Origin of the sequence: Pantoea alfalfae (assembly GCF_019880205.1) — a bacterium.
GTDB lineage: Bacteria > Pseudomonadota > Gammaproteobacteria > Enterobacterales > Enterobacteriaceae > Pantoea > Pantoea alfalfae.
Map to the genome: position 1 here is coordinate 2992361 of NZ_CP082292.1, position 17428 is coordinate 3009788.

General features: G+C 54.3%; 22 protein-coding genes, 1 other RNA gene and 1 other annotated feature. Of the genes, 12 read left to right on the top strand and 11 right to left on the bottom strand.

Annotated features, from left to right (window positions below; genetic code table 11):
- Window positions 1-40: 40 nt before the first annotated feature.
- From recR to K6R05_RS14140, 5 genes are all read right to left on the bottom strand, one after another.
- Window positions 41-646, bottom strand: coding sequence for a recombination mediator RecR (recR, locus tag K6R05_RS14120; protein WP_222924412.1), 606 nt, complete (start codon window positions 644-646; stop codon window positions 41-43).
- Window positions 646-978, bottom strand: a complete 333-nt coding sequence (locus K6R05_RS14125; protein WP_003850423.1) for a YbaB/EbfC family nucleoid-associated protein — start codon at window positions 976-978, stop codon at window positions 646-648. Before K6R05_RS14125 ends, recR begins: the two co-directional genes overlap by 1 nt.
- Window positions 979-1033: 55 nt before the next feature.
- Complete coding sequence (gene dnaX, locus K6R05_RS14130) at window positions 1034-3103, bottom strand: DNA polymerase III subunit gamma/tau (RefSeq protein WP_222924413.1); 2070 nt, start codon at window positions 3101-3103, stop codon at window positions 1034-1036.
- Window positions 1631-1692: a sequence feature (DnaX frameshifting element), on the bottom strand. It overlaps the preceding gene by 62 nt.
- A 157-nt stretch (window positions 3104-3260) precedes the next feature.
- Window positions 3261-3812, bottom strand: coding sequence for an adenine phosphoribosyltransferase (apt, locus tag K6R05_RS14135; protein WP_013357022.1), 552 nt, complete (start codon window positions 3810-3812; stop codon window positions 3261-3263).
- A 144-nt stretch (window positions 3813-3956) separates the two neighbouring features.
- Window positions 3957-4346, bottom strand: a complete 390-nt coding sequence (locus tag K6R05_RS14140; RefSeq protein WP_222924415.1) for a DUF454 family protein — start codon at window positions 4344-4346, stop codon at window positions 3957-3959.
- 57 nt (window positions 4347-4403) lie between these two features.
- Between K6R05_RS14140 and priC the strand changes: the two genes are divergently transcribed.
- Genes priC through rsmS form a run of 3 tightly spaced genes read left to right on the top strand, consistent with a single transcriptional unit; the run spans window position 4404 to window position 5398 of the window.
- Entirely contained in the window at window positions 4404-4934 is a 531-nt protein-coding gene (gene priC, locus K6R05_RS14145) for a primosomal replication protein PriC (protein WP_161731961.1), read from the top strand.
- 57 nt (window positions 4935-4991) lie between these two features.
- A complete protein-coding gene (locus tag K6R05_RS14150; RefSeq protein WP_161731959.1) occupies window positions 4992-5237 on the top strand; it encodes a GlsB/YeaQ/YmgE family stress response membrane protein in 246 nt (81 codons plus the stop codon).
- 8 nt (window positions 5238-5245) lie between these two features.
- Window positions 5246-5398 carry a pleiotropic regulatory protein RsmS gene (gene rsmS, locus K6R05_RS14155; protein ID WP_161731957.1) on the top strand — a complete coding sequence of 51 codons (153 nt, stop codon included), beginning with the start codon at window positions 5246-5248 and terminating at the stop codon, window positions 5396-5398.
- Here the strand turns inward: rsmS and acrR are convergent.
- Entirely contained in the window at window positions 5395-6033 is a 639-nt protein-coding gene (gene acrR / locus K6R05_RS14160; RefSeq protein ID WP_033731781.1) for a multidrug efflux transporter transcriptional repressor AcrR, read from the bottom strand. The two genes, rsmS and acrR, sit on opposite strands and share 4 nt — an antisense overlap.
- Window positions 6034-6175: 142 nt before the next feature.
- On the opposite strand from acrR, the gene K6R05_RS14165 reads away from it, so the two are divergent.
- From K6R05_RS14165 to ykgO, 4 genes are all read left to right on the top strand, one after another.
- Window positions 6176-7369, top strand: coding sequence for an efflux RND transporter periplasmic adaptor subunit (locus tag K6R05_RS14165; protein WP_222924417.1), 1194 nt, complete (start codon window positions 6176-6178; stop codon window positions 7367-7369).
- Window positions 7370-7385: 16 nt separating this feature from the next.
- Window positions 7386-10541, top strand: a complete 3156-nt coding sequence (locus K6R05_RS14170) for an efflux RND transporter permease subunit (RefSeq protein ID WP_222924419.1) — start codon at window positions 7386-7388, stop codon at window positions 10539-10541.
- A 162-nt stretch (window positions 10542-10703) separates the two neighbouring features.
- On the top strand, window positions 10704-10958 hold the full coding sequence (locus tag K6R05_RS14175; RefSeq protein WP_222924421.1) for a type B 50S ribosomal protein L31: 255 nt from the start codon (window positions 10704-10706) through the stop codon (window positions 10956-10958).
- Between the two features lie 11 nt (window positions 10959-10969).
- Complete coding sequence (gene ykgO, locus K6R05_RS14180; RefSeq protein WP_009091664.1) at window positions 10970-11110, top strand: type B 50S ribosomal protein L36; 141 nt, start codon at window positions 10970-10972, stop codon at window positions 11108-11110.
- A gap of 45 nt (window positions 11111-11155) precedes the next feature.
- Here ykgO and K6R05_RS14185 read toward each other — a convergent pair whose 3' ends face one another.
- Genes K6R05_RS14185 through K6R05_RS14195 form a run of 3 tightly spaced genes read right to left on the bottom strand, consistent with a single transcriptional unit; the run spans window position 11156 to window position 13554 of the window.
- Window positions 11156-12034, bottom strand: a complete 879-nt coding sequence (locus K6R05_RS14185; RefSeq protein ID WP_161731951.1) for a metal ABC transporter substrate-binding protein — start codon at window positions 12032-12034, stop codon at window positions 11156-11158.
- Between the two features lie 15 nt (window positions 12035-12049).
- A complete protein-coding gene (locus K6R05_RS14190; RefSeq protein ID WP_222924423.1) occupies window positions 12050-12889 on the bottom strand; it encodes a metal ABC transporter permease in 840 nt (279 codons plus the stop codon).
- A complete protein-coding gene (locus K6R05_RS14195) occupies window positions 12886-13554 on the bottom strand; it encodes a metal ABC transporter ATP-binding protein (RefSeq protein ID WP_222924425.1) in 669 nt (222 codons plus the stop codon). Before K6R05_RS14195 ends, K6R05_RS14190 begins: the two co-directional genes overlap by 4 nt.
- A 326-nt stretch (window positions 13555-13880) precedes the next feature.
- Here K6R05_RS14195 and K6R05_RS14200 point away from each other — a divergent pair, with 326 nt between their 5' ends.
- The 3 genes from K6R05_RS14200 to hha all read left to right on the top strand — a co-directional run bounded on the left by K6R05_RS14200 (window position 13881) and on the right by hha (window position 14999).
- Entirely contained in the window at window positions 13881-14234 is a 354-nt protein-coding gene (locus K6R05_RS14200) for a hypothetical protein (protein ID WP_222924426.1), read from the top strand.
- 147 nt (window positions 14235-14381) lie between these two features.
- On the top strand, window positions 14382-14759 hold the full coding sequence (gene tomB, locus K6R05_RS14205; protein WP_161736034.1) for an Hha toxicity modulator TomB: 378 nt from the start codon (window positions 14382-14384) through the stop codon (window positions 14757-14759).
- 24 nt (window positions 14760-14783) lie between these two features.
- On the top strand, window positions 14784-14999 hold the full coding sequence (hha, locus tag K6R05_RS14210) for a hemolysin expression-modulating protein Hha (RefSeq protein WP_003850458.1): 216 nt from the start codon (window positions 14784-14786) through the stop codon (window positions 14997-14999).
- A gap of 138 nt (window positions 15000-15137) precedes the next feature.
- On the opposite strand, the gene ffs is transcribed toward hha, so the two are convergent.
- Window positions 15138-15234, bottom strand: an RNA gene (gene ffs / locus K6R05_RS14215) — signal recognition particle sRNA small type.
- 187 nt (window positions 15235-15421) lie between these two features.
- Here ffs and K6R05_RS14220 point away from each other — a divergent pair.
- Complete coding sequence (locus K6R05_RS14220) at window positions 15422-15742, top strand: MGMT family protein (RefSeq protein WP_161736031.1); 321 nt, start codon at window positions 15422-15424, stop codon at window positions 15740-15742.
- Window positions 15743-15771: 29 nt separating this feature from the next.
- On the opposite strand, the gene K6R05_RS14225 is transcribed toward K6R05_RS14220, so the two are convergent.
- Entirely contained in the window at window positions 15772-16329 is a 558-nt protein-coding gene (locus tag K6R05_RS14225; protein ID WP_033731772.1) for a YbaY family lipoprotein, read from the bottom strand.
- 190 nt (window positions 16330-16519) lie between these two features.
- Here K6R05_RS14225 and tesB point away from each other — a divergent pair, with 190 nt between their 5' ends.
- Window positions 16520-17383: an acyl-CoA thioesterase II gene (gene tesB / locus K6R05_RS14230; protein WP_161736030.1), complete on the top strand. Its 864-nt coding sequence runs from the start codon at window positions 16520-16522 to the stop codon at window positions 17381-17383.
- The last annotated feature ends 45 nt before the right edge of the window (window positions 17384-17428 follow it).

The following is a 17428-nucleotide window of genomic DNA, read 5'->3' on the forward strand; positions in this document are numbered from 1 at the left end:
GGAATTTCAAGCCGGTGTCTGTCACAACACCGGCAAGTGATTAAAATTTAAACTTCTGGCGGCCTGCCAGCGAGTGGGACAGCGTGGTGCCATCCACCATCTCCAGCTCTCCGCCTACCGGCACACCGTGCGCGATACGGCTGGCGTCAACGCCATACTGACCACAGAGCTCCGCGATGTAGTTTGCGGTTGCCTCGCCTTCTACCGTCGGGTTGGTGGCGAGAATTACTTCCTGCAGCGTTTCATTCTCCAGCCGCTGCTCCAGACGGTCCAGGCCGATATCCGCCGGACCGATGCCGTCGAGCGGCGAGAGATGCCCCATCAGCACAAAATAGCGACCGCCAAACTGGCCGGTTTGCTCAATGGCGTGGATATCTGCCGGGCTTTCCACCACGCAGATTTGACCATTCTGCTGACGCCGTGGATTGGCGCAGATGGTGCAAATTTCCTGCTCGGTAAATGTCCGGCAGTCGGCACAGTGTCCGATCTCCGACATCGCGCGGGTCAGCGCCTGTGCCAGCCGCATGCCACCGCTGCGATCGCGCTGCAGCAGCTGAAAAGCCATGCGCTGTGCCGACTTCGGCCCAACGCCAGGCAGACAGCGCAGCGACTCCATCAATGATTCAAGCAGTGGACTGGTTTGCATCAGAACGGCATCTTAAAGCCTGGTGGCAGCTGCATGCCTGAGGAAACAGACGCCATCTTCTCTTTCTGGGTTTCATCAATGCGACGTGCCGCATCGTTGAACGCGGCGGCAATCAAATCTTCCAGCATATCTTTGTCATCTTCCAGCAGGCTGGGATCGACTTCCACGCGACGGCAGTTGTGCGCGCCGTTAATGGTGACTTTTACCAGGCCAGCACCCGATTCACCGGTCACTTCAATCGCGGCGATCTCTTCCTGAACCTTGGCCATTTTGTCCTGCATCTGCTGGGCCTGTTTCATCAGGTTGCCCAATCCGCCTTTACCACCAAACATAGTTTTCTCTCTCAGCTAAGGCTACAACGCTATCGTTACGATAGCAGCAGCGTGTCTAAACAGGTCGGATACTCTCCTCATCCAGATCGGCATCAAAAAATCGTTGCAGCGTCTGGATGTGGGTATCACAGGTGATCGACTGACGCGCCTGCGCCAGTTTCTCTTCGTAAATGGCCTGACGCCACTCCAGTGGCGTCAACACCGATGAATTATCGTCTTCAACGACAGAGAGTTCAACTTTCTGCCCTGCACTCTGGCTAAGCGCATCGCTTAAGACCTGCTGCGCCGACGGTGAATTAAGGTGACGCTGGCTGCTGCGCAGGTGCAGGCAGACGCCATTTTCGGTTGTCTCTTTCCAGGCATTTAATGCCAGCTGCTGCACCAGCTTCGGCAACGGCAGGGTTGCAATCTCTGCGGCCCAGGAATCGCGCTGCTGGGCTTCTTCCGCCAGACGCGCCGCCAGCTCAGGGGTTTTCTCATGCTCCAGCGCGGAACGCAAGGCCTTAGGCGTCGCCACCGGCTCCGCTACTTCAACCGGCTGATTAACCGCTTTCCAGCGGTATGCTTCCTCTTTTACCGGGACGGCAGGCTCACGATCGCGGATACGCTGCTGACTGCGCTCGGTGACCGAGGCCAGCCGCTCCAGCGCGGAGTTGGCCGGCCGCGCACCTGGCGCCGCCGGCTCACTCTTTTTTGGCTTGTTCGCTCCCTGACGCAGCAACTGCGTGCGCGCCTGCAGGAGCTGGCTGGTGGAGCTGGAGAGTGCAGTGTCAGGTGCCGCATCCGGTGGCGGCGCAGGCTGCAGAGCCGGATCGGGCGCGGCCATCTGTGGCTGAGCGGCAACCTGCTGTTGCGACGCAGGCATCGGCTGCTGAGCTACGGGCGACCTTGTCTGAGCAGGTGACGGTGTGGCTGGCTGTGCTGTCGTGTGTCGTGCTACAGGCGAAGGACCGGATGGTGTCGGTGACGTCGGCGCAGGAGCAACAGATGCCATCTGTTCCGTTAACACGGGACGCGCAATGGGTTCTGCCACCGCCGCTTTGGGATGAAACGCCAGGGCGCGCAGCAGCGTCATCTCAACGCCCATGCGGCGATCGGGCGCAATCGGCAGATCCTTGCGGCCCATCAGCAGTGTCTGATAATAGAGCTGCAAATCGGCGGGTGGTACGACGCGGGCCAGTTCACGCAGCCGGATCGCATTGCTTTCGTCGTCGTCATTAAGCGAGGCCGGCAGCAGTTGCACCATCGCAATCTGGTGCAGCAGGCGCAGCATCTCGACCAGCAGCGCCTCCCACTCCACCCCGCGTGACGCAGCCTGGCTCAGCAGGTTCATTACCTGCTGACCGTTACCGTCAACCAGCGCTTCAAGCAGCCCCAGCGGCTGTTCATCATCCAGCGTGCCGAGCATAACGCTGACCGTGCTGCTGGTCACCGCGCCCTGCCCCATGGCAATCGCCTGGTCGGTGAGGCTCAGCGCATCGCGCATACTGCCATCGGCGGCGCGCGCCAGCAGCTGCAGTGCCCGGGTTTCGCTCTCAATCTGTTCCTGCTTCAGCACATGCTCAAGCTGCTGACGGATTTGATCAACATCCAGCGCTTTGAGGTGGAACTGCAGGCAGCGCGAGAGAATGGTCACCGGCAGTTTCTGCGGATCGGTGGTCGCCAGCAGAAATTTAACGTGTGAAGGTGGCTCTTCCAGCGTCTTTAACAGCGCATTAAAGCTGTGACGCGACAGCATGTGCACTTCATCGATCAGATAGACTTTGAAACGGCCACGCGCCGGCGCGTACTGCACGTTGTCGAGCAGATCGCGGGTGTCTTCAACTTTGGTGCGTGATGCGGCGTCAATCTCAATCAGATCGACAAAGCGGCCCTGCTCGATTTCACGGCAATTATCGCACTGACCACAGGGCGTGGCGGTGATACCGGTTTCGCAGTTAAGGCCTTTGGCCAGCAGACGCGCAATAGTGGTTTTCCCTACGCCGCGGGTGCCGGAGAAGAGATAAGCATGATGGATGCGTCCCAGAGACAATCCATTCGCCAGCGCCGTCAGAACATGTTCCTGACCGACAACATCAGCAAAAGCCTGGGGACGCCATTTTCGCGCAAGTACCTGATAGCTCATGTGGATTCGACGAAGTTGGATGGAAAGATGAGCGCAGACGCTCTGCAACCCCTGTATAAGATTGCAGTAGTCTATCAGCTACGCTTTTGGCTGGCACTCGTTATCTTGACGCCGGGGGCGTGACGGCCTCGCCGGGTGGCGAGGCCAAAAGCGTGGCTTAGTGGCCGGGGAATTTGACCAGGCTATAGCTCTCAACGCCCAGGGCATTGAGACGCGATTCACCAGTCAGATCGAACAGGTTAATAATGAAGGCTGCGTCTTTCACTTCACCGCCAGCACGGCGAATCAGTTTAACCGTCGCTTCAATAGTCCCGCCGGTCGCCAGCAGATCGTCAACCACCAGCACCAGATCGCCTGGCTGGATGGCATCTTTGTGCAATTCCAGCTTATCGGTGCCGTATTCCAGCTCATAGGATTCGCTGTAAACCTCACGCGGCAGTTTGCCAGGTTTACGAACCGGAACAAAACCGACACCCAGACCTAATGCCACGGGTGCACCAAACAGAAAACCGCGCGCTTCCGTGCCTACCACTTTGGTGATGCCTTTATTACGGTAACGCTCAACCAGCAGCGCAATCGACGCAGCATAGGCTTTCGGATCTTCCAGCAGGCTGGTGACATCGCGGAACAGGATGCCTGGCTTAGGATAATCGGGGATACTTTTAATGCTGTTTTTAATGAATTCAAGCTGCTGCGCAGTGTCGGTCATAATGATACGCCTGGTAAAAAATTCTGTTTCGCGCAGCTTCAAAAGCGCTAATACCTGATAAAAGGCTCAGCGGAAGTCAATTCACAAAGGGAAGCCACGCACGAAGACGCCCAAATCTAAGCAAATGACCGGCTAAATGCAACTTTATCGCGGCGGCGGCGGTGCGTCCGCTGTTTCTGCCACCACCGGAATACGCCACATAAACAGCAGCAGCGCCGCCAGCATGATCAGGAGCATGATGCGAACCCAGAGCTGATGCACCAGAAAAAGTGAGAGACTAAAGGTCGCGACTATCAGGAAGATCGCGCGCACTTTGGCACCCGGTGGCATGGCGCGATGCTGTTGCCAGTGACGCAGATAGCGCCCAAAAGGCGATGTCCACAGCAGCCAGTGATGGAAACGCGGCGATGAACGGGCAAAACACCAGGCCGCCAGCAGCATGAATGGCGTGGTGGGTAATAATGGTAATACAATGCCCAGCGTCCCCAGCACAATCGCCAGCCAGCCGAGGGTTAATAACAGAATGCGTTGCATGAATCTCGCCCAGCTCTTTCCTCATCAGCGTAAGTTAGCACAACTCAGGGCCACACGATGAGTGCGATCGCTGTACAACAGCGCCTGCACCAGCTCCTTATCGCCCTGCGTCAGGAGATAGCCCGCCATCCCGATGGCGTTTGCCGTCTGCCACGTTTTGATACGCAGCTGTTCCAGACCAAAGGCACGCGACTGGCGGATTATCTGCAGGAGGTGGAACAGAACTTCGCCCGATTATGCGATGTCAGCCATGACCTGGCCCGCAGTGCCTGGCTGGCTGAACGCCTGGTCGATCAGATTGCCGCCCTGCAACGCGAGGCGAGTACCCAACAGCTGCGTACCCGACGCGAACAGCCAATAAAGAACCCACGCGCGACCAGATATCAGGAGTACCGTGAATTTGAACGGCGTTTACTGGCGATGATCGATCAGCGTGAGCAGCGGCTGGCACTCGCTGAAACCCTGGCGGTACAGCATCAGCTTAAGCAGGATCTGGAAACGTTAGAGGGACGACTGGCACGCTGTCGACAGGCGATTCGCTCGGTTGAGTGGGCCTCGTCATTGCGCGGCAGTGAAGACGGCGAATAAAGCGCAACGAGATAAAAGCGCTTCTATACTGGGTGTAATTCGGCGCGGAGACGAAAAATGGGCTTACTGAGCTGGCTGCTATGCGGGCTGCTACTGGGATTGCTGAAGCGTCTGCTGATGCCGGGACGACCCGGCGGCCTGATGGCAACCCTGACGCTGTCGATGATCGGCGCACTGATTGGCGGCTATATCGCCACCTATTTTGAACTGGGCTCGCTGGCAACGTTGCATGCTGGCGCGCTGGGCATGGCGATCCTCGGCGCAGTGCTGATGCTGCTGGTCGCGGCCCGCTTACGTATTTAGGAGAAAAAATGTCACTGGAAAATGCCCCTGACGACGTCAAACTGGCAGTGGATTTGATCCAGCTTCTGGAAGAGCATCAGTTACCGGTGGAAACGGTGCTTTCAGCGCTGGCCATCGTGCAGCGCGATTTCGAGAACAAGCGCGATGGGCAGCCTGCTTAGCGCTGAGCAGTCAGCGTCGGGCTAAGACGCAGCATATCAATAAAGGCATTGACCAGCGTTGGCGCGTCAGCGGCTAAATCAAAACTTTCAGGCGCAAAAAGCCAGCTTTCCATCATGCCATTAACGTAACCACGCAGGATAAGTGCGGCCTGTCGCGTACTGAGACTACCCGGAAGTTGTCCGGCTTCAATACACTGACGCAGAACATCTTCTATTTTGTCATAGCACTCCAGCAGCAGGCTTTGTTGAATATTTTTCAGCGCCGACATTTCGCCCACAAATTCACATTTATGGAAAATGATCTCCATCAAAGCGCGGCGCTGTGGATCCTTTGCTGTTGCATCAAAGATATAGACCAGCATTGCGCGCAACACAGAGAGTGGATCGCCAGGGTATTTTGTCTGATACTCAAGTTCCACATCGTCCAGACCAGCATCACAACGAAGCCATATTTCATGTAACACATCGGCTTTATTTTTGAAGTGCCAGTAGATAGCCCCACGCGTGACACTGGCCGCGGTGGCAATCTCTGCAAGAGAAGTGGCTGAGACGCCCTGCTGCGAAAACAGAACAATGGCGGCATCAAGAATTTGATGTCGCGTTTCAAGTGCTTGCGCTTTGGTTTTTCGTGCCATAAGGGGCTTTTTTTACAAACAGGTAAGTTTACATACATTTGTGAATGTATGTACCATAGCATGACCTGCGACTTGACACAGCAATGGGTTTTTCAGTTTGTGATCCATTGACCAATTGATATCGGACACTAGAGGTTTATTTATGAATAAAATCAGAGGATTATCGCCTCTGGCGGCCGTCCTGATGCTATCAGGCAGCTTTTTGTTAACAGGATGTGACAACAATAAATCCGAACAAGCCGCCCAGCAACCGCCAGCAGTGGGTGTTGTGACACTTAAAACTGAACCCCTGAAAATTTCGACTGAACTCCCTGGCCGCACCTCAGCATATCGTGTGGCTGAAGTCCGTCCGCAGGTTTCCGGTATCATTCTGAAGCGTAATTTTGTTGAAGGCAGCGATGTCAAAGCAGGTCAGTCTCTTTATCAGATCGATCCGGCGACTTATCAGGCTGCTTACGACAGCGCTAAAGGCGATTTGACACAGGCTCAGGCGAATGCTCGCATCGCTCAGCTGACCGTCAAGCGCTATAAACCGCTGCTCGGCACCAAATATATCAGTCAGCAGGATTATGACACCGCCGTTGCTACTGCCGCGCAAAACGATGCTGCCGTGCAGGTGGCAAAAGCCAATGTTGAAACGGCCCGTATTAACCTGGCTTACACCAAAGTGACCTCGCCTATCAGTGGCCGCATCGGTAAATCCTCTGTTACCGAAGGTGCATTGGTACAAAGCGCACAAACCACCGCGCTCGCTACCGTGCAGCAGCTTGATCCAATGTATGTCGACGTGACCCAGTCGAGCGAAGATTTCATGCGCTTACGTTCAGAACTGGAGTCGGGTCAGCTGAAGCAGAACGATGGCAAAGCCAACGTGACGCTGCTGATGCAGAACGGCAGCAGCTATGCACAGACCGGTACGCTGGAGTTCTCTGACGTGACCGTTGATGAAACCACCGGTTCCATCACCCTACGCGCCATTGTCCCGAACCCGAACCACACGCTGTTACCGGGCATGTTTGTTCGTGCGCGTCTGGATGAGGGGATCAACCCGAATGCAATGCTGGTGCCCCAACAGGCAGTTACCCGCACGCCAACGGGTCAGGCAACCGTGATGGTCGTAGGTGCAGATAACAAAGTCGAATCACGTCAGGTCACCACCTCTCAGGCGATTGGCGACAAGTGGTTAGTGACCGACGGCGTTAAAGCAGGCGAACGTGTGATCAGCACCGGACTGCAGCGTGCCAAGCCAGGCGCACAGGTTACTCCACAAGAAGTCTCAGACGATGCGAAAGCGGCACCCGATTCAAAACCGCAGTCTGACAAGTCATCGTCATAACAGGAGCCGTTGATTCATGGCTAAGTTCTTTATCGATCGCCCCATCTTTGCGTGGGTGCTCGCCATCATCATCATGCTGGTCGGTGCGCTATCGATTCTCAAACTTCCGATCGAGCAATATCCCAATGTTGCGCCGCCGGCAATTGAGATTCAGGCGACCTACCCTGGTGCGGATGCAAAAACGCTGCAGGACTCGGTGACGCAGGTCATTGAGCAAAACATGAACGGTATCGATGGGCTGATGTATATGTCCTCGAGCAGCGACTCATCCGGTACGCTGACCCTGACTATCTCTTTTGAGTCAGGAACAGATGCGGACATCGCGCAGGTTCAGGTGCAGAACAAACTGCAGCTGGCGACGCCGCTGCTGCCGCAGGAAGTGCAGCAACAGGGGATTCAGGTTAAAAAATCCTCCAGCAGCTTCCTGATGGTTGCGGGCTTCATCAGCGACGATGACAATATGACGCAGAATGATATTTCTGATTTCATTTCGTCGTCCATCAAAGATCCCATCAGCCGTACTAAAGGCGTGGGTGATACCCAGGTATTTGGTGCGCAGTACGCGATGCGTATCTGGATGGATCCGCACAAGCTGAACAACTACAACCTGACACCGGTCGATGTGATCAGCGCGCTGAACACTCAGAACACCCAGGTCGCTGCCGGTCAGTTAGGTGGTACGCCTCCGGTTCCGGGCCAGCAGCTTAACGCCTCAATCATTGCGCAAACCCGTCTGACCTCAACGGATGAGTTCGGTAAAATTCTGCTCAAAGTGAACGAGGATGGTTCTCAGGTTCGTCTGCGTGATGTGGCCAGAATTGAGCTCGGCGCAGAAAACTACGAGATCATTGCCCGTTATAACGGCAAGCCTGCGTCCGGTATCGGTATCAAGCTGGCCACAGGTGCGAATGCGCTGGATACCGCCAATGCGGTGAAAGCCGAACTGGCCAAATTGCAGCCAACGTTCCCGGCCGGGTTAAAAGTAGTCTATCCGTATGACACCACCCCATTCGTTAAGATCTCGATTTTCGAAGTAGTGAAAACGCTGATCGAAGCGATTGTGCTGGTGTTCCTGGTCATGTACCTGTTCCTGCAAAACTTCCGTGCCACGTTGATTCCTACCATCGCCGTGCCCGTGGTATTGCTGGGTACGTTTGCCGTTATCAGCGCGTTTGGTTATTCGATAAATACCCTGACGATGTTCGGGATGGTGCTGGCCATCGGCTTGCTGGTGGATGACGCCATCGTGGTGGTCGAGAACGTCGAGCGCGTCATGGCGGAAGAAGGATTGCCGCCAAAAGAAGCGACCAAGCGTTCTATGGAGCAGATTCAGGGCGCGCTGGTCGGTATCGCGCTGGTGCTTGCCGCCGTATTTATTCCGATGGCGTTCTTTGGTGGTTCGACCGGCGTTATTTATCGTCAGTTCTCAATCACTATCGTTTCAGCGATGGCGTTGTCGGTGCTGGTCGCCTTTATTCTGACGCCGGCACTCTGTGCCACCATGCTGAAGCCGGTTAAAAAAGGCGAGCACGGTAAAACCACCGGTTTCTTTGGCTGGTTCAACCGCATGTTCGACAAAAGCACCCACCACTATGTCGACAGCGTCGGCCACATGATCCGCAGTACGGGTCGCTATATGGTGATCTACCTGCTGATCGTGGTCGGTATGGCGTTTCTGTTTATGCGACTGCCCTCTTCATTCTTACCGGAAGAGGATCAGGGTCTGCTGCTCGCTCAGGCACAGCTGCCAGCGGGTGCTACTCAGGAACGTACCCAGAAAGTGCTGGATCAGGTGTCGGATTACTTCCTGACGCAAGAGAAAGATACGGTTAAATCGGTGTTCACCGTTAACGGCTTCGGCTTTGCTGGTCGTGGACAGAACACCGGTATCGCCTTTGTCAGTCTTAAGCCGTGGGATGAGCGTGCCGGTAGCGACATGAAAGTTCCGGCGATTGCTGGCCGTGCCATGCAGGCGCTGGGCGCGATCAAAGATGCGATGGTCATTCCTTTCAACCTGCCAGCAATTATCGAACTGGGTAATGCGACCGGCTTTGACTTTGAGCTGATTGATCAGAACAACCTCGGCCACGATAAGCTGACAGAAGCCCGTAATCAGCTGTTCGGTATGATTGCGCAGCATCCTGATACGCTGGTGGGTGTTCGCCCTAACGGGATGGAAGATACACCGCAGTACAAACTGACTATCGATCAGGAAAAAGCGCAGGCGCTGGGCGTATCACTGAGTGATATCAATACCACGCTGGCAGCCTCCTGGGGCGGCTCTTACGTAAACGACTTTATCGACCGCGGTCGTGTGAAGAAAGTTTACGTCATGGGTAATGCGGATTCCCGTATGCTGCCGGACGACATTGGTAAATGGTACGTGCGTAACAGCAGTGGAACTATGGTGCCCTTCTCTGCCTTCTCGTCAGCGAAGTGGCAATATGGTTCACCGCGTCTCGAACGTTACAACGGTCTGCCTGCGATGGAAATTCTGGGACAGGCCGCACCAGGCAAAAGCTCCGGTGCAGCAATGGACCTGATGGAAGAGCTGGCGGCGAAGTTGCCTGCGGGCATCGGCTATGACTGGACCGGTATGTCCTATCAGGAACGTCTGTCAGGCAACCAGGCTCCTGCGCTCTATGCCATCTCGCTAATTGTGGTCTTCCTGTGTCTTGCCGCACTGTACGAGAGCTGGTCGATTCCCTTCTCGGTCATGCTGGTTGTTCCACTTGGGGTCATAGGTGCGCTGATCTTTACCACGCTGCGTGGCCTGAGTAATGACGTCTACTTCGTGGTGGGGTTATTGACAACCATCGGCCTCTCGACCAAGAACGCCATCCTTATCGTCGAATTTGCCAAGGATTTGATGGATAAAGAGGGTAAAGGGCTGATTGAAGCAGCACTGGAAGCCTGTCGTATGCGTCTGCGTCCTATCCTGATGACGTCGCTGGCGTTTATTCTCGGGGTACTGCCGCTGGCGATCAGTACGGGTGCTGGCTCCGGTTCACAAAACGCCGTAGGTACTGGCGTTATCGGGGGCATGGTCACCGCGACCATACTGGCGATCTTCTTCGTTCCTGTGTTCTTTGTGGTGGTACGCCGCCGCTTTGGCAAGAAAAAAGACGAATCATCCAGAAGTCATCCGGTTGAGGCTGACCAGACTCACTAAGCTGTAAATCATCTGAGGCCGCGCAAGCGGCCTTTTTTTATGCCTGCGATTCAGCCCTTCTCCCTTCCTGACACTTCACGCGAGCTGACGTCCTGGCAGTTGCAATCCTGAACAGTGCGGCGCATAATAATGTTATATTATAACATTACATAGGAGAGTATTTTGAAAGCGAATATCCATCCTCACTATCGTCACGTGGTCTTCCATGACACATCAGTTGACGTTTATTTCAAAATCGGTTCGACCATCAAAACCGATCGCACCGTAGAGTTTGAAGGTGAAACGCTGCCCTACGTCACACTGGATGTGTCGTCGGCCTCACACGTTTTCTATACCGGCAAACAGAAAGATTTCGCCAAAGAGGGCAGCACCGCGCGCTTTAATCAGCGTTTCGGGCGCTTTCTTGGCCGTAAATAAGGTAAAGATTCATGCAGGTATTGAGTTCGCTGCGCTCAGCAAAAAATCGCCATCGGGATTGCAGGGTAGTGCGCCGCAAGGGTCGGATTTACGTGATCTGTAAAACGAATCCACGCTTTAAAGCCGTACAGGGAAGAAAGAAAAAACGCTAGTATGTGTCGTGATGACTGGCCGGGCTTGCCCGGCCTTTTTTATGCTTAGCGCATGCTCTTCAGCATCGCATTCACGTTATGTCTAAAGGCCGCCTCATAAGTGGCTGCCGGGCCAGAGGCCGTGGACAACGCTTCCGGATAGAGCTCACCACCCGGCTCGGCACCCGTGGCGCTGGCAATCTGTTTTACCAGGCGCGGATCAGTCTGGTTCTCTATAAAATAGCGGTTGATATGCTGCTGCTTTAGTTGGGTGATTAAACTACCCACGTCACTGGCACTTGCTTCCGCTTCAGTAGAGAACCCTACCGGCGCAAGAAACGTCACGCCATAGCGCTGTCCAAAGTAACCAAACGCATCATGACTGGTCAGCACTTTTCGCTTGTCGACAGGCACAGCATCAAAGGCCGTTTTTGCCCAACTATCCAGCGCCTCCAGCTGCTGAATGTAATTCTGACCACGCTGACGAATGGCGGTGGCATCTTCAGGATCGGCTTTGACCAGCGCATTCATTACGTTAGTGGCATAGATCACGCCGTTCTGCATGCTGTTCCAGGCGTGAGGATCGGTAACGGTTTTGCCCTCCTCCTCCATGCTGCGGGTGGTGACACCCGCCGAGGCCACAACGGACTGGCCGCGATATCCGGAGGCGCTGACCAGCCGATCCATCCACCCTTCCAGTCCCAGTCCACTGACAAAGACCAGATCGGCCTTTGCAAGTGCCTGACTGTCCTGCGGCGTGGGTTCAAATGTATGAGGATCGCCATTCGGCCCCACCAGGCTTTTCACGTTGACATGGTCGCCGCCGACCTGCTTAACGATGTCTGCCAGCACGGTAAAGCTGGCCACCACATCCACCGTTTTTGCCATCGCAAAAGGCGTGGCAAATAGCGCTGCGAGCGCCAGGCTAACCGGTAATTTCTTCATAGATACCCCTTTAGATTAATGGCGACGAAAAATCCCGCCGCATGGCCCTGCAAGAATGGAGAGAAAAAACAGCATGGCGGCGCTCAGCACCACAGCGGGGCCGGCCGGCAATGAAAAGTGCCAGGAGAGCATCAGTCCCGCCAGCGCTGAAATCATTGCCATGAAAATGGCAATCACCAGCATGGCGGCAAGATGACGGCTCCAGAAACGGGCGCTGGCGGCGGGTAGCATCATCAGTCCCACCGACATCAGCGTGCCCAGTACCTGAAAGCCCGCGACCAGATTCAGCACCACCAGCATTAAAAACAGACCATGCACCAGCGGCGCGCTCCATTTCCCCTGCGCCCGCAGAAAGTCACCGTCAAATGCGTCGATGACCAGCGGACGATAGATGATCGCCAGCAGAATCAGCGTAAAGGCGGCGATGCCGCCGACCAGCAGCAGCGCGCTGTTATCCACCGCCAGCAGCGAGCCAAACAGAACGTGCAGCAGATCCACGCTTGAGCCGCGTAATGAGACCAGCGTGACGCCCAGCGCCAGGGATCCAAGATAGAACCCGGCAAAACTGGCATCCTCTTTCAGGGGCGTATAGCGACTGACCGCGCCAGAAAGCAGCGCCACGGCTAAACCGGCGATCAGGCCGCCGATACCCATCGCAACCAGCGACAGGCCGGAGATCAGATAACCAATAGCGGCACCGGGCAGCACTGCATGTGATAAGGCATCACCAATCAGGCTCATCCGGCGCAGCGAAAGGAACACGCCGAGTGGCGTAGCGCTGACCGCCAGTGCAAAACAGGCCACCAGCGCGCGCCGCATAAAACCAAACTCAATAAAAGGCTGCATCAGGGTCACGGCGCACAACTCCGCAAAGGGATAGCAGGCTGACTGGTGCAGCTGACCTCACTGTCATCCATCGACATGACGTTACTGAAGTAGCGCGCCACCAGCGGACGATCGTGCAGCACCACCAGCAGGGTTGTGCCGGCCTGCTGTTGCTGCTCAAGAATCGACATCAGTAATGTCACGGTCTGGCTGTCAATGCCGTTAAAAGGCTCATCCAGCAGCCAGAGCTGGCTGCGCTGCAACATCAGTCGTGCAAACAAAACGCGCTGAAGTTGTCCGCCTGATAAAGTCGCGGGCTGCACATCTGCATAATCATGCATCTGAACGGCCTCCAGCGCCTGCCAGATTTCACGGCGTAGTACCCGGTTAATACCGCCGAACCAGCCGCAGCGAGGCCAGCAGCCTATTGAGACCAGTTCAAATACTGTCAGGGGAAAACGGGTTTCAAGTTCTGTTCGCTGCGGCATCCAGCCGATATCCCGACGCGAAACCTGCAATTCACAACGTCCGGTTATCGGTGGCAATAAACCCGCAATAGTTTTCAGCAGGGTTGATTTGCCACTGCCGTTAGCACCGACTAAGGCTGTCATCGAGCCAGCTGCAATCTGCCCGGTAACCAACGGGGTGACGCTCTGTCCCTGATAGCCAGCACGAAGCGTGTTGAACCGGATCATGTGATCCCCCATTTTATGGCCACGGCAAGCAGCGCGATGAATAGCACGGCTACACTCAACCTCCCACCCAATGACATAAGTAATCCACTCTGACGCATCGCTTCACCAATATGTTATAACATAACAAATAAGATACCGGATATTCCCGTCAGGGAAACGCGTGATTGTGTATCAAAAGATAAACACCAACAGGACTTACGGCAGGATGCTGGCAGGCACTGCCGCCTGCTGAAGCGCAGATGCTGACAGTTTTGTGCTCTGCTGGCTTGCAAACCAGTTGCAGAAAACCAATGATAGGTTTATTAACGGTTATTAGTGGATCAGATATGCTGTCACGTATTGAATGTGATATTGCCCTGGGCGAAGCAGACTGCGAAAAAATAGCAGAGATTGTTCAGCGGAATATTCTCAAAATAACAGATTTGCTGGTAGGTGATTTACGCTGGTACTCACAGAATGCGCAGTTAGTTCCAGGCAGTTTAAAAATTGTTTCGGTTGAATACCTGGATATGAATAGTTTTAAATTACTTTACGATTTTGACTGGAATTTATTTAATCCCTGTCTGGATCTAAATGAAACCGTGACGCAATCTGAACAGGTAAACTTTCACATTAAGCCCGGAGCACTTGAGTTTGATGTGGTCGACAATCAGCAGCCCTCCCCTGGCGATGAATTGTAATATTTAGTAATGGAGGTGAGCAGAACTAATGGTTTTACACTATCTTTAAGGTATCCCGTTTAATAACTGCCCGAATAATCGCTTCCTGGCTGCGTTATCCACTATCGCTGCCCTGCGGCAACTGAGCTAGCTATGGAGGGGAAAAAGATGGACGAATACTCACCGAAACGGCATGATATTGCCCAGCTTAAATATCTGTGTGAGAGCCTGTTTGACGACAGCATGGCAACATTAACCGACAGCCATCACGGCTGGGTGAATGACCCCACTTCTGAAAGCAATCTGCAGCTTAACGATTTGATTGAACACATTGCCTCTTTCACCATGAATTACAAAATTAAGCACGTCGAAGATGAAGCGCTGATTTCGCAAATCGATGAATATCTTGATGATACTTTTATGCTATTCAGCAACTATGGTATCAACAGTCCGGATCTTCAACGGTGGCAACGTTCAGCGAAACGCTTATTTAATCTGTTCACTGAAGAGTGCGCTTTTCTGCACCAGCCAAGCCATTCATTATAGTACAGACATGAGAACGGTTTATTTATGAACAAAACCCTGACTAAAACCGATTATTTGATGCGACTGCGGCGTTGCCGCTCTCTGGATACCCTGGAAAGGGTCATTGAAAAAAATAAGTATGAATTACCCGAGGATGAATTAGCGGTATTTTACTCCGCAGCCGACCATCGCCTGGCGGAACTGACGATGAACAAGCTCTACGATAAAGTCCCAGGTTCAGTATGGAAATTTGTCCGTTAATCTGACGGATTGTTGCTGCGTTTAATCTCTTCTTTAGTACCGGATATTCCTGCCTGTCGGCAAAGGATCGGCCCAGGCGGGTTTTGCCTGTCTGCAGTTTCGGGAGAAGAGATATTCAGAGGGGGAAAATGGTGGGGGCCCTGCCAGCTACATCCCGGCACACGCGTCACCTGCTGCGGCTGCTTCCTTCCGGATCTGACCGAGTTCACAAGCTAGCATTGCGGGAGAACCAACAGGGCCCCCATTGACAAGCCCTCTTTACGAGAGCGGGGGCATTATCTGGGAAGGAGATGGCAATTGCAAGCGTAGTCGGGACAACCGTTGTTTTCTTGAACAATCGCCGAGCTGACACTGTTTCCTCATCCTCCTCATGCTAAAGTTAAAACCCAATTCCTGATGAAAAAAGCAGAATAAATAAGCACATGGATCAGCCTGACTCTTTCCAGCAACGCATCTGGCAAATTGTTGCCGCAATACCCTATGGCCACGTCGCGACTTATGGCGACGTTGCGCGACTGGCGGGCTCCCCGCGCGCGGCACGTCAGGTGGGCGGCGTGCTGAGCCGGTTACCAGAAGGCACTACTCTACCCTGGCATCGCGTTGTTAATCGCCATGGCACAATTTCACTACAGGGCGACCGTCTGATGCGGCAGCGGGATGCGCTGGAAGCGGAAGGCATAGAGGTCAGTGATGACGGGCAACTCGATCTTTCGACCTGTCGCTGGCAATTTCAGGCAGGATGAAGGGGCGACAAGGTCGCCCCGGCAGAGAATTAAATACGTGTTGGTGCCGGAACAGCAGCAGATGGCGTCACCTGAGTGGGTGAAGTCGACGGAACAGTTGTCGCTGCGCCCGGCTGGGTTGGCATCGCTACTGACGGTACCGGTACCAGCAGCAGTTCAGCTTTGGTGCCACCCTGGTTGATGACCGGCTTCACGCCTTCAGTGACAAAGGCCAGCTTGCCGTCGATTGAGATGGCTGCGCTTAACAGAATGCGTGCATTGGGCTGAATGTCGGCAGGGTTAAACGGTAATACAAACTGGAACGGTGCCTGTTTACCTTCAGTACGCACCACGCGCTGCGACAGCACTTTTGATGGAGCATCAGATACGGAGGCATCAGAAAGCGTCACGGTTAATACCGCATCCGGCGGCAGCGCAATGCGCTGGCGGATAAAGACTGAACCACTTACGTTTGGCTGCGCAATCGCGGCCGTTTGTCCTGCCACTGCAGAACCCAGCGTTGGCGTTGGAACTGGTTTACTCTTGTCGGCACATCCCGCAACAGCAACCGCAATAACTACCCCACTGAACACATGCCTGAGTTTCATTGATGTCGTCTCCATTTGATCAAAATGATTGTCGGCAGCGAATCCTGCTTACAGCGCTTCACTCGCCGTATGGGCTTAATATTGGCACAAAAATGAAATTTTGCCTGGCACAGGCAAAGCGGAAAGTCTGATTGACGTCAACTGGTCCGATCTTTCACACTGAGCGGGTCACTATATTGAGGAATGCGCCATGAGTCAGGCACTGCAAAATCTGCTGAATTTATTGAATCTGGAAAAACTGGAGGAGGGTTTATATCGCGGCCAGAGCGAAGATCTGGGACTGCGCCAGGTGTTTGGCGGTCAGGTGGTGGGTCAGGCGCTGTATGCTGCAAAGCAAACCGTCGCGGAAGATCGCATTATTCACTCATTTCACAGCTATTTTTTGCGGCCCGGCGATAGCCAGAAAGCGATTATCTATGATGTTGAAACGCTGCGTGATGGCAAAAGTTTCAGCGCACGCAGGGTCAGCGCCATTCAGAATGGCCAGCCCATTTTTTATATGACGGCCTCTTTTCAGTCACCTGAAAGCGGATTTGAACATCAGAATCCGATGCCACAGGTGCCGGGGCCGGAGAACCTGTTAACCGAACAGGCGATGGCGCAGAAAATGGCGCATCTGCTGCCAGAAAAGTTACGCGAGAAATTCATTGCTGAACGTCCGCTGGAGATTCGCCCGGTACAGATCCATAACCCGCTTCGTGGACATGTGGATAAACCGGAGCGTCAGGTCTGGATCCGTGCCACCGGCCCCCTGCCCGATGACCTGCGTATCCATCAGTACCTGCTCGGCTATGCGTCCGACCTCAACTTCCTGCCGGTTGCGCTGCAGCCGCACGGTAAAGGCTTTTTAGAGCCGGATATGCAGGTCGCCACGATCGACCACTCTATGTGGTTCCACCGCCCGTTCGACTTCACTGAATGGCTGCTCTACAGCGTGGTCAGTACCTCAGCTTCCGGGGCACGCGGTTTTGTCCGCGGCGAGTTCTACAATCAGCAGGGTGTGCTGGTAGCCTCAACAGTTCAGGAAGGGGTAATGCGCCAGCGCAGCGAATAAAGAGAAATAAAAAAGGGGCGATTGCTCGCCCCCGATTATTCATTT

What these genes read in the sequence shown, in the direction of transcription:
- ykgO (WP_009091664.1), top strand. Translation starts at nt 10,970, where the DNA reads ATGCAGGTATTGAGTTCGCTGCGCTCAGCAAAAAATCGCCATCGGGAT.
- dnaX (WP_222924413.1), bottom strand. Translation starts at nt 3,103, where the DNA reads ATGAGCTATCAGGTACTTGCGCGAAAATGGCGTCCCCAGGCTTTTGCT.
- K6R05_RS14140 (WP_222924415.1), bottom strand. Translation starts at nt 4,346, where the DNA reads ATGCAACGCATTCTGTTATTAACCCTCGGCTGGCTGGCGATTGTGCTG.
- K6R05_RS14165 (WP_222924417.1), top strand. Translation starts at nt 6,176, where the DNA reads ATGAATAAAATCAGAGGATTATCGCCTCTGGCGGCCGTCCTGATGCTA.
- K6R05_RS14185 (WP_161731951.1), bottom strand. Translation starts at nt 12,034, where the DNA reads ATGAAGAAATTACCGGTTAGCCTGGCGCTCGCAGCGCTATTTGCCACG.
- K6R05_RS14170 (WP_222924419.1), top strand. Translation starts at nt 7,386, where the DNA reads ATGGCTAAGTTCTTTATCGATCGCCCCATCTTTGCGTGGGTGCTCGCC.
- rsmS (WP_161731957.1), top strand. Translation starts at nt 5,246, where the DNA reads ATGTCACTGGAAAATGCCCCTGACGACGTCAAACTGGCAGTGGATTTG.
- hha (WP_003850458.1), top strand. Translation starts at nt 14,784, where the DNA reads ATGAACAAAACCCTGACTAAAACCGATTATTTGATGCGACTGCGGCGT.
- K6R05_RS14220 (WP_161736031.1), top strand. Translation starts at nt 15,422, where the DNA reads ATGGATCAGCCTGACTCTTTCCAGCAACGCATCTGGCAAATTGTTGCC.
- K6R05_RS14125 (WP_003850423.1), bottom strand. Translation starts at nt 978, where the DNA reads ATGTTTGGTGGTAAAGGCGGATTGGGCAACCTGATGAAACAGGCCCAG.
- recR (WP_222924412.1), bottom strand. Translation starts at nt 646, where the DNA reads ATGCAAACCAGTCCACTGCTTGAATCATTGATGGAGTCGCTGCGCTGT.
- tomB (WP_161736034.1), top strand. Translation starts at nt 14,382, where the DNA reads ATGGACGAATACTCACCGAAACGGCATGATATTGCCCAGCTTAAATAT.
- K6R05_RS14225 (WP_033731772.1), bottom strand. Translation starts at nt 16,329, where the DNA reads ATGAAACTCAGGCATGTGTTCAGTGGGGTAGTTATTGCGGTTGCTGTT.
- apt (WP_013357022.1), bottom strand. Translation starts at nt 3,812, where the DNA reads ATGACCGACACTGCGCAGCAGCTTGAATTCATTAAAAACAGCATTAAA.
- acrR (WP_033731781.1), bottom strand. Translation starts at nt 6,033, where the DNA reads ATGGCACGAAAAACCAAAGCGCAAGCACTTGAAACGCGACATCAAATT.
- tesB (WP_161736030.1), top strand. Translation starts at nt 16,520, where the DNA reads ATGAGTCAGGCACTGCAAAATCTGCTGAATTTATTGAATCTGGAAAAA.
- priC (WP_161731961.1), top strand. Translation starts at nt 4,404, where the DNA reads ATGAGTGCGATCGCTGTACAACAGCGCCTGCACCAGCTCCTTATCGCC.
- K6R05_RS14195 (WP_222924425.1), bottom strand. Translation starts at nt 13,554, where the DNA reads ATGATCCGGTTCAACACGCTTCGTGCTGGCTATCAGGGACAGAGCGTC.
- K6R05_RS14150 (WP_161731959.1), top strand. Translation starts at nt 4,992, where the DNA reads ATGGGCTTACTGAGCTGGCTGCTATGCGGGCTGCTACTGGGATTGCTG.
- K6R05_RS14200 (WP_222924426.1), top strand. Translation starts at nt 13,881, where the DNA reads ATGCTGTCACGTATTGAATGTGATATTGCCCTGGGCGAAGCAGACTGC.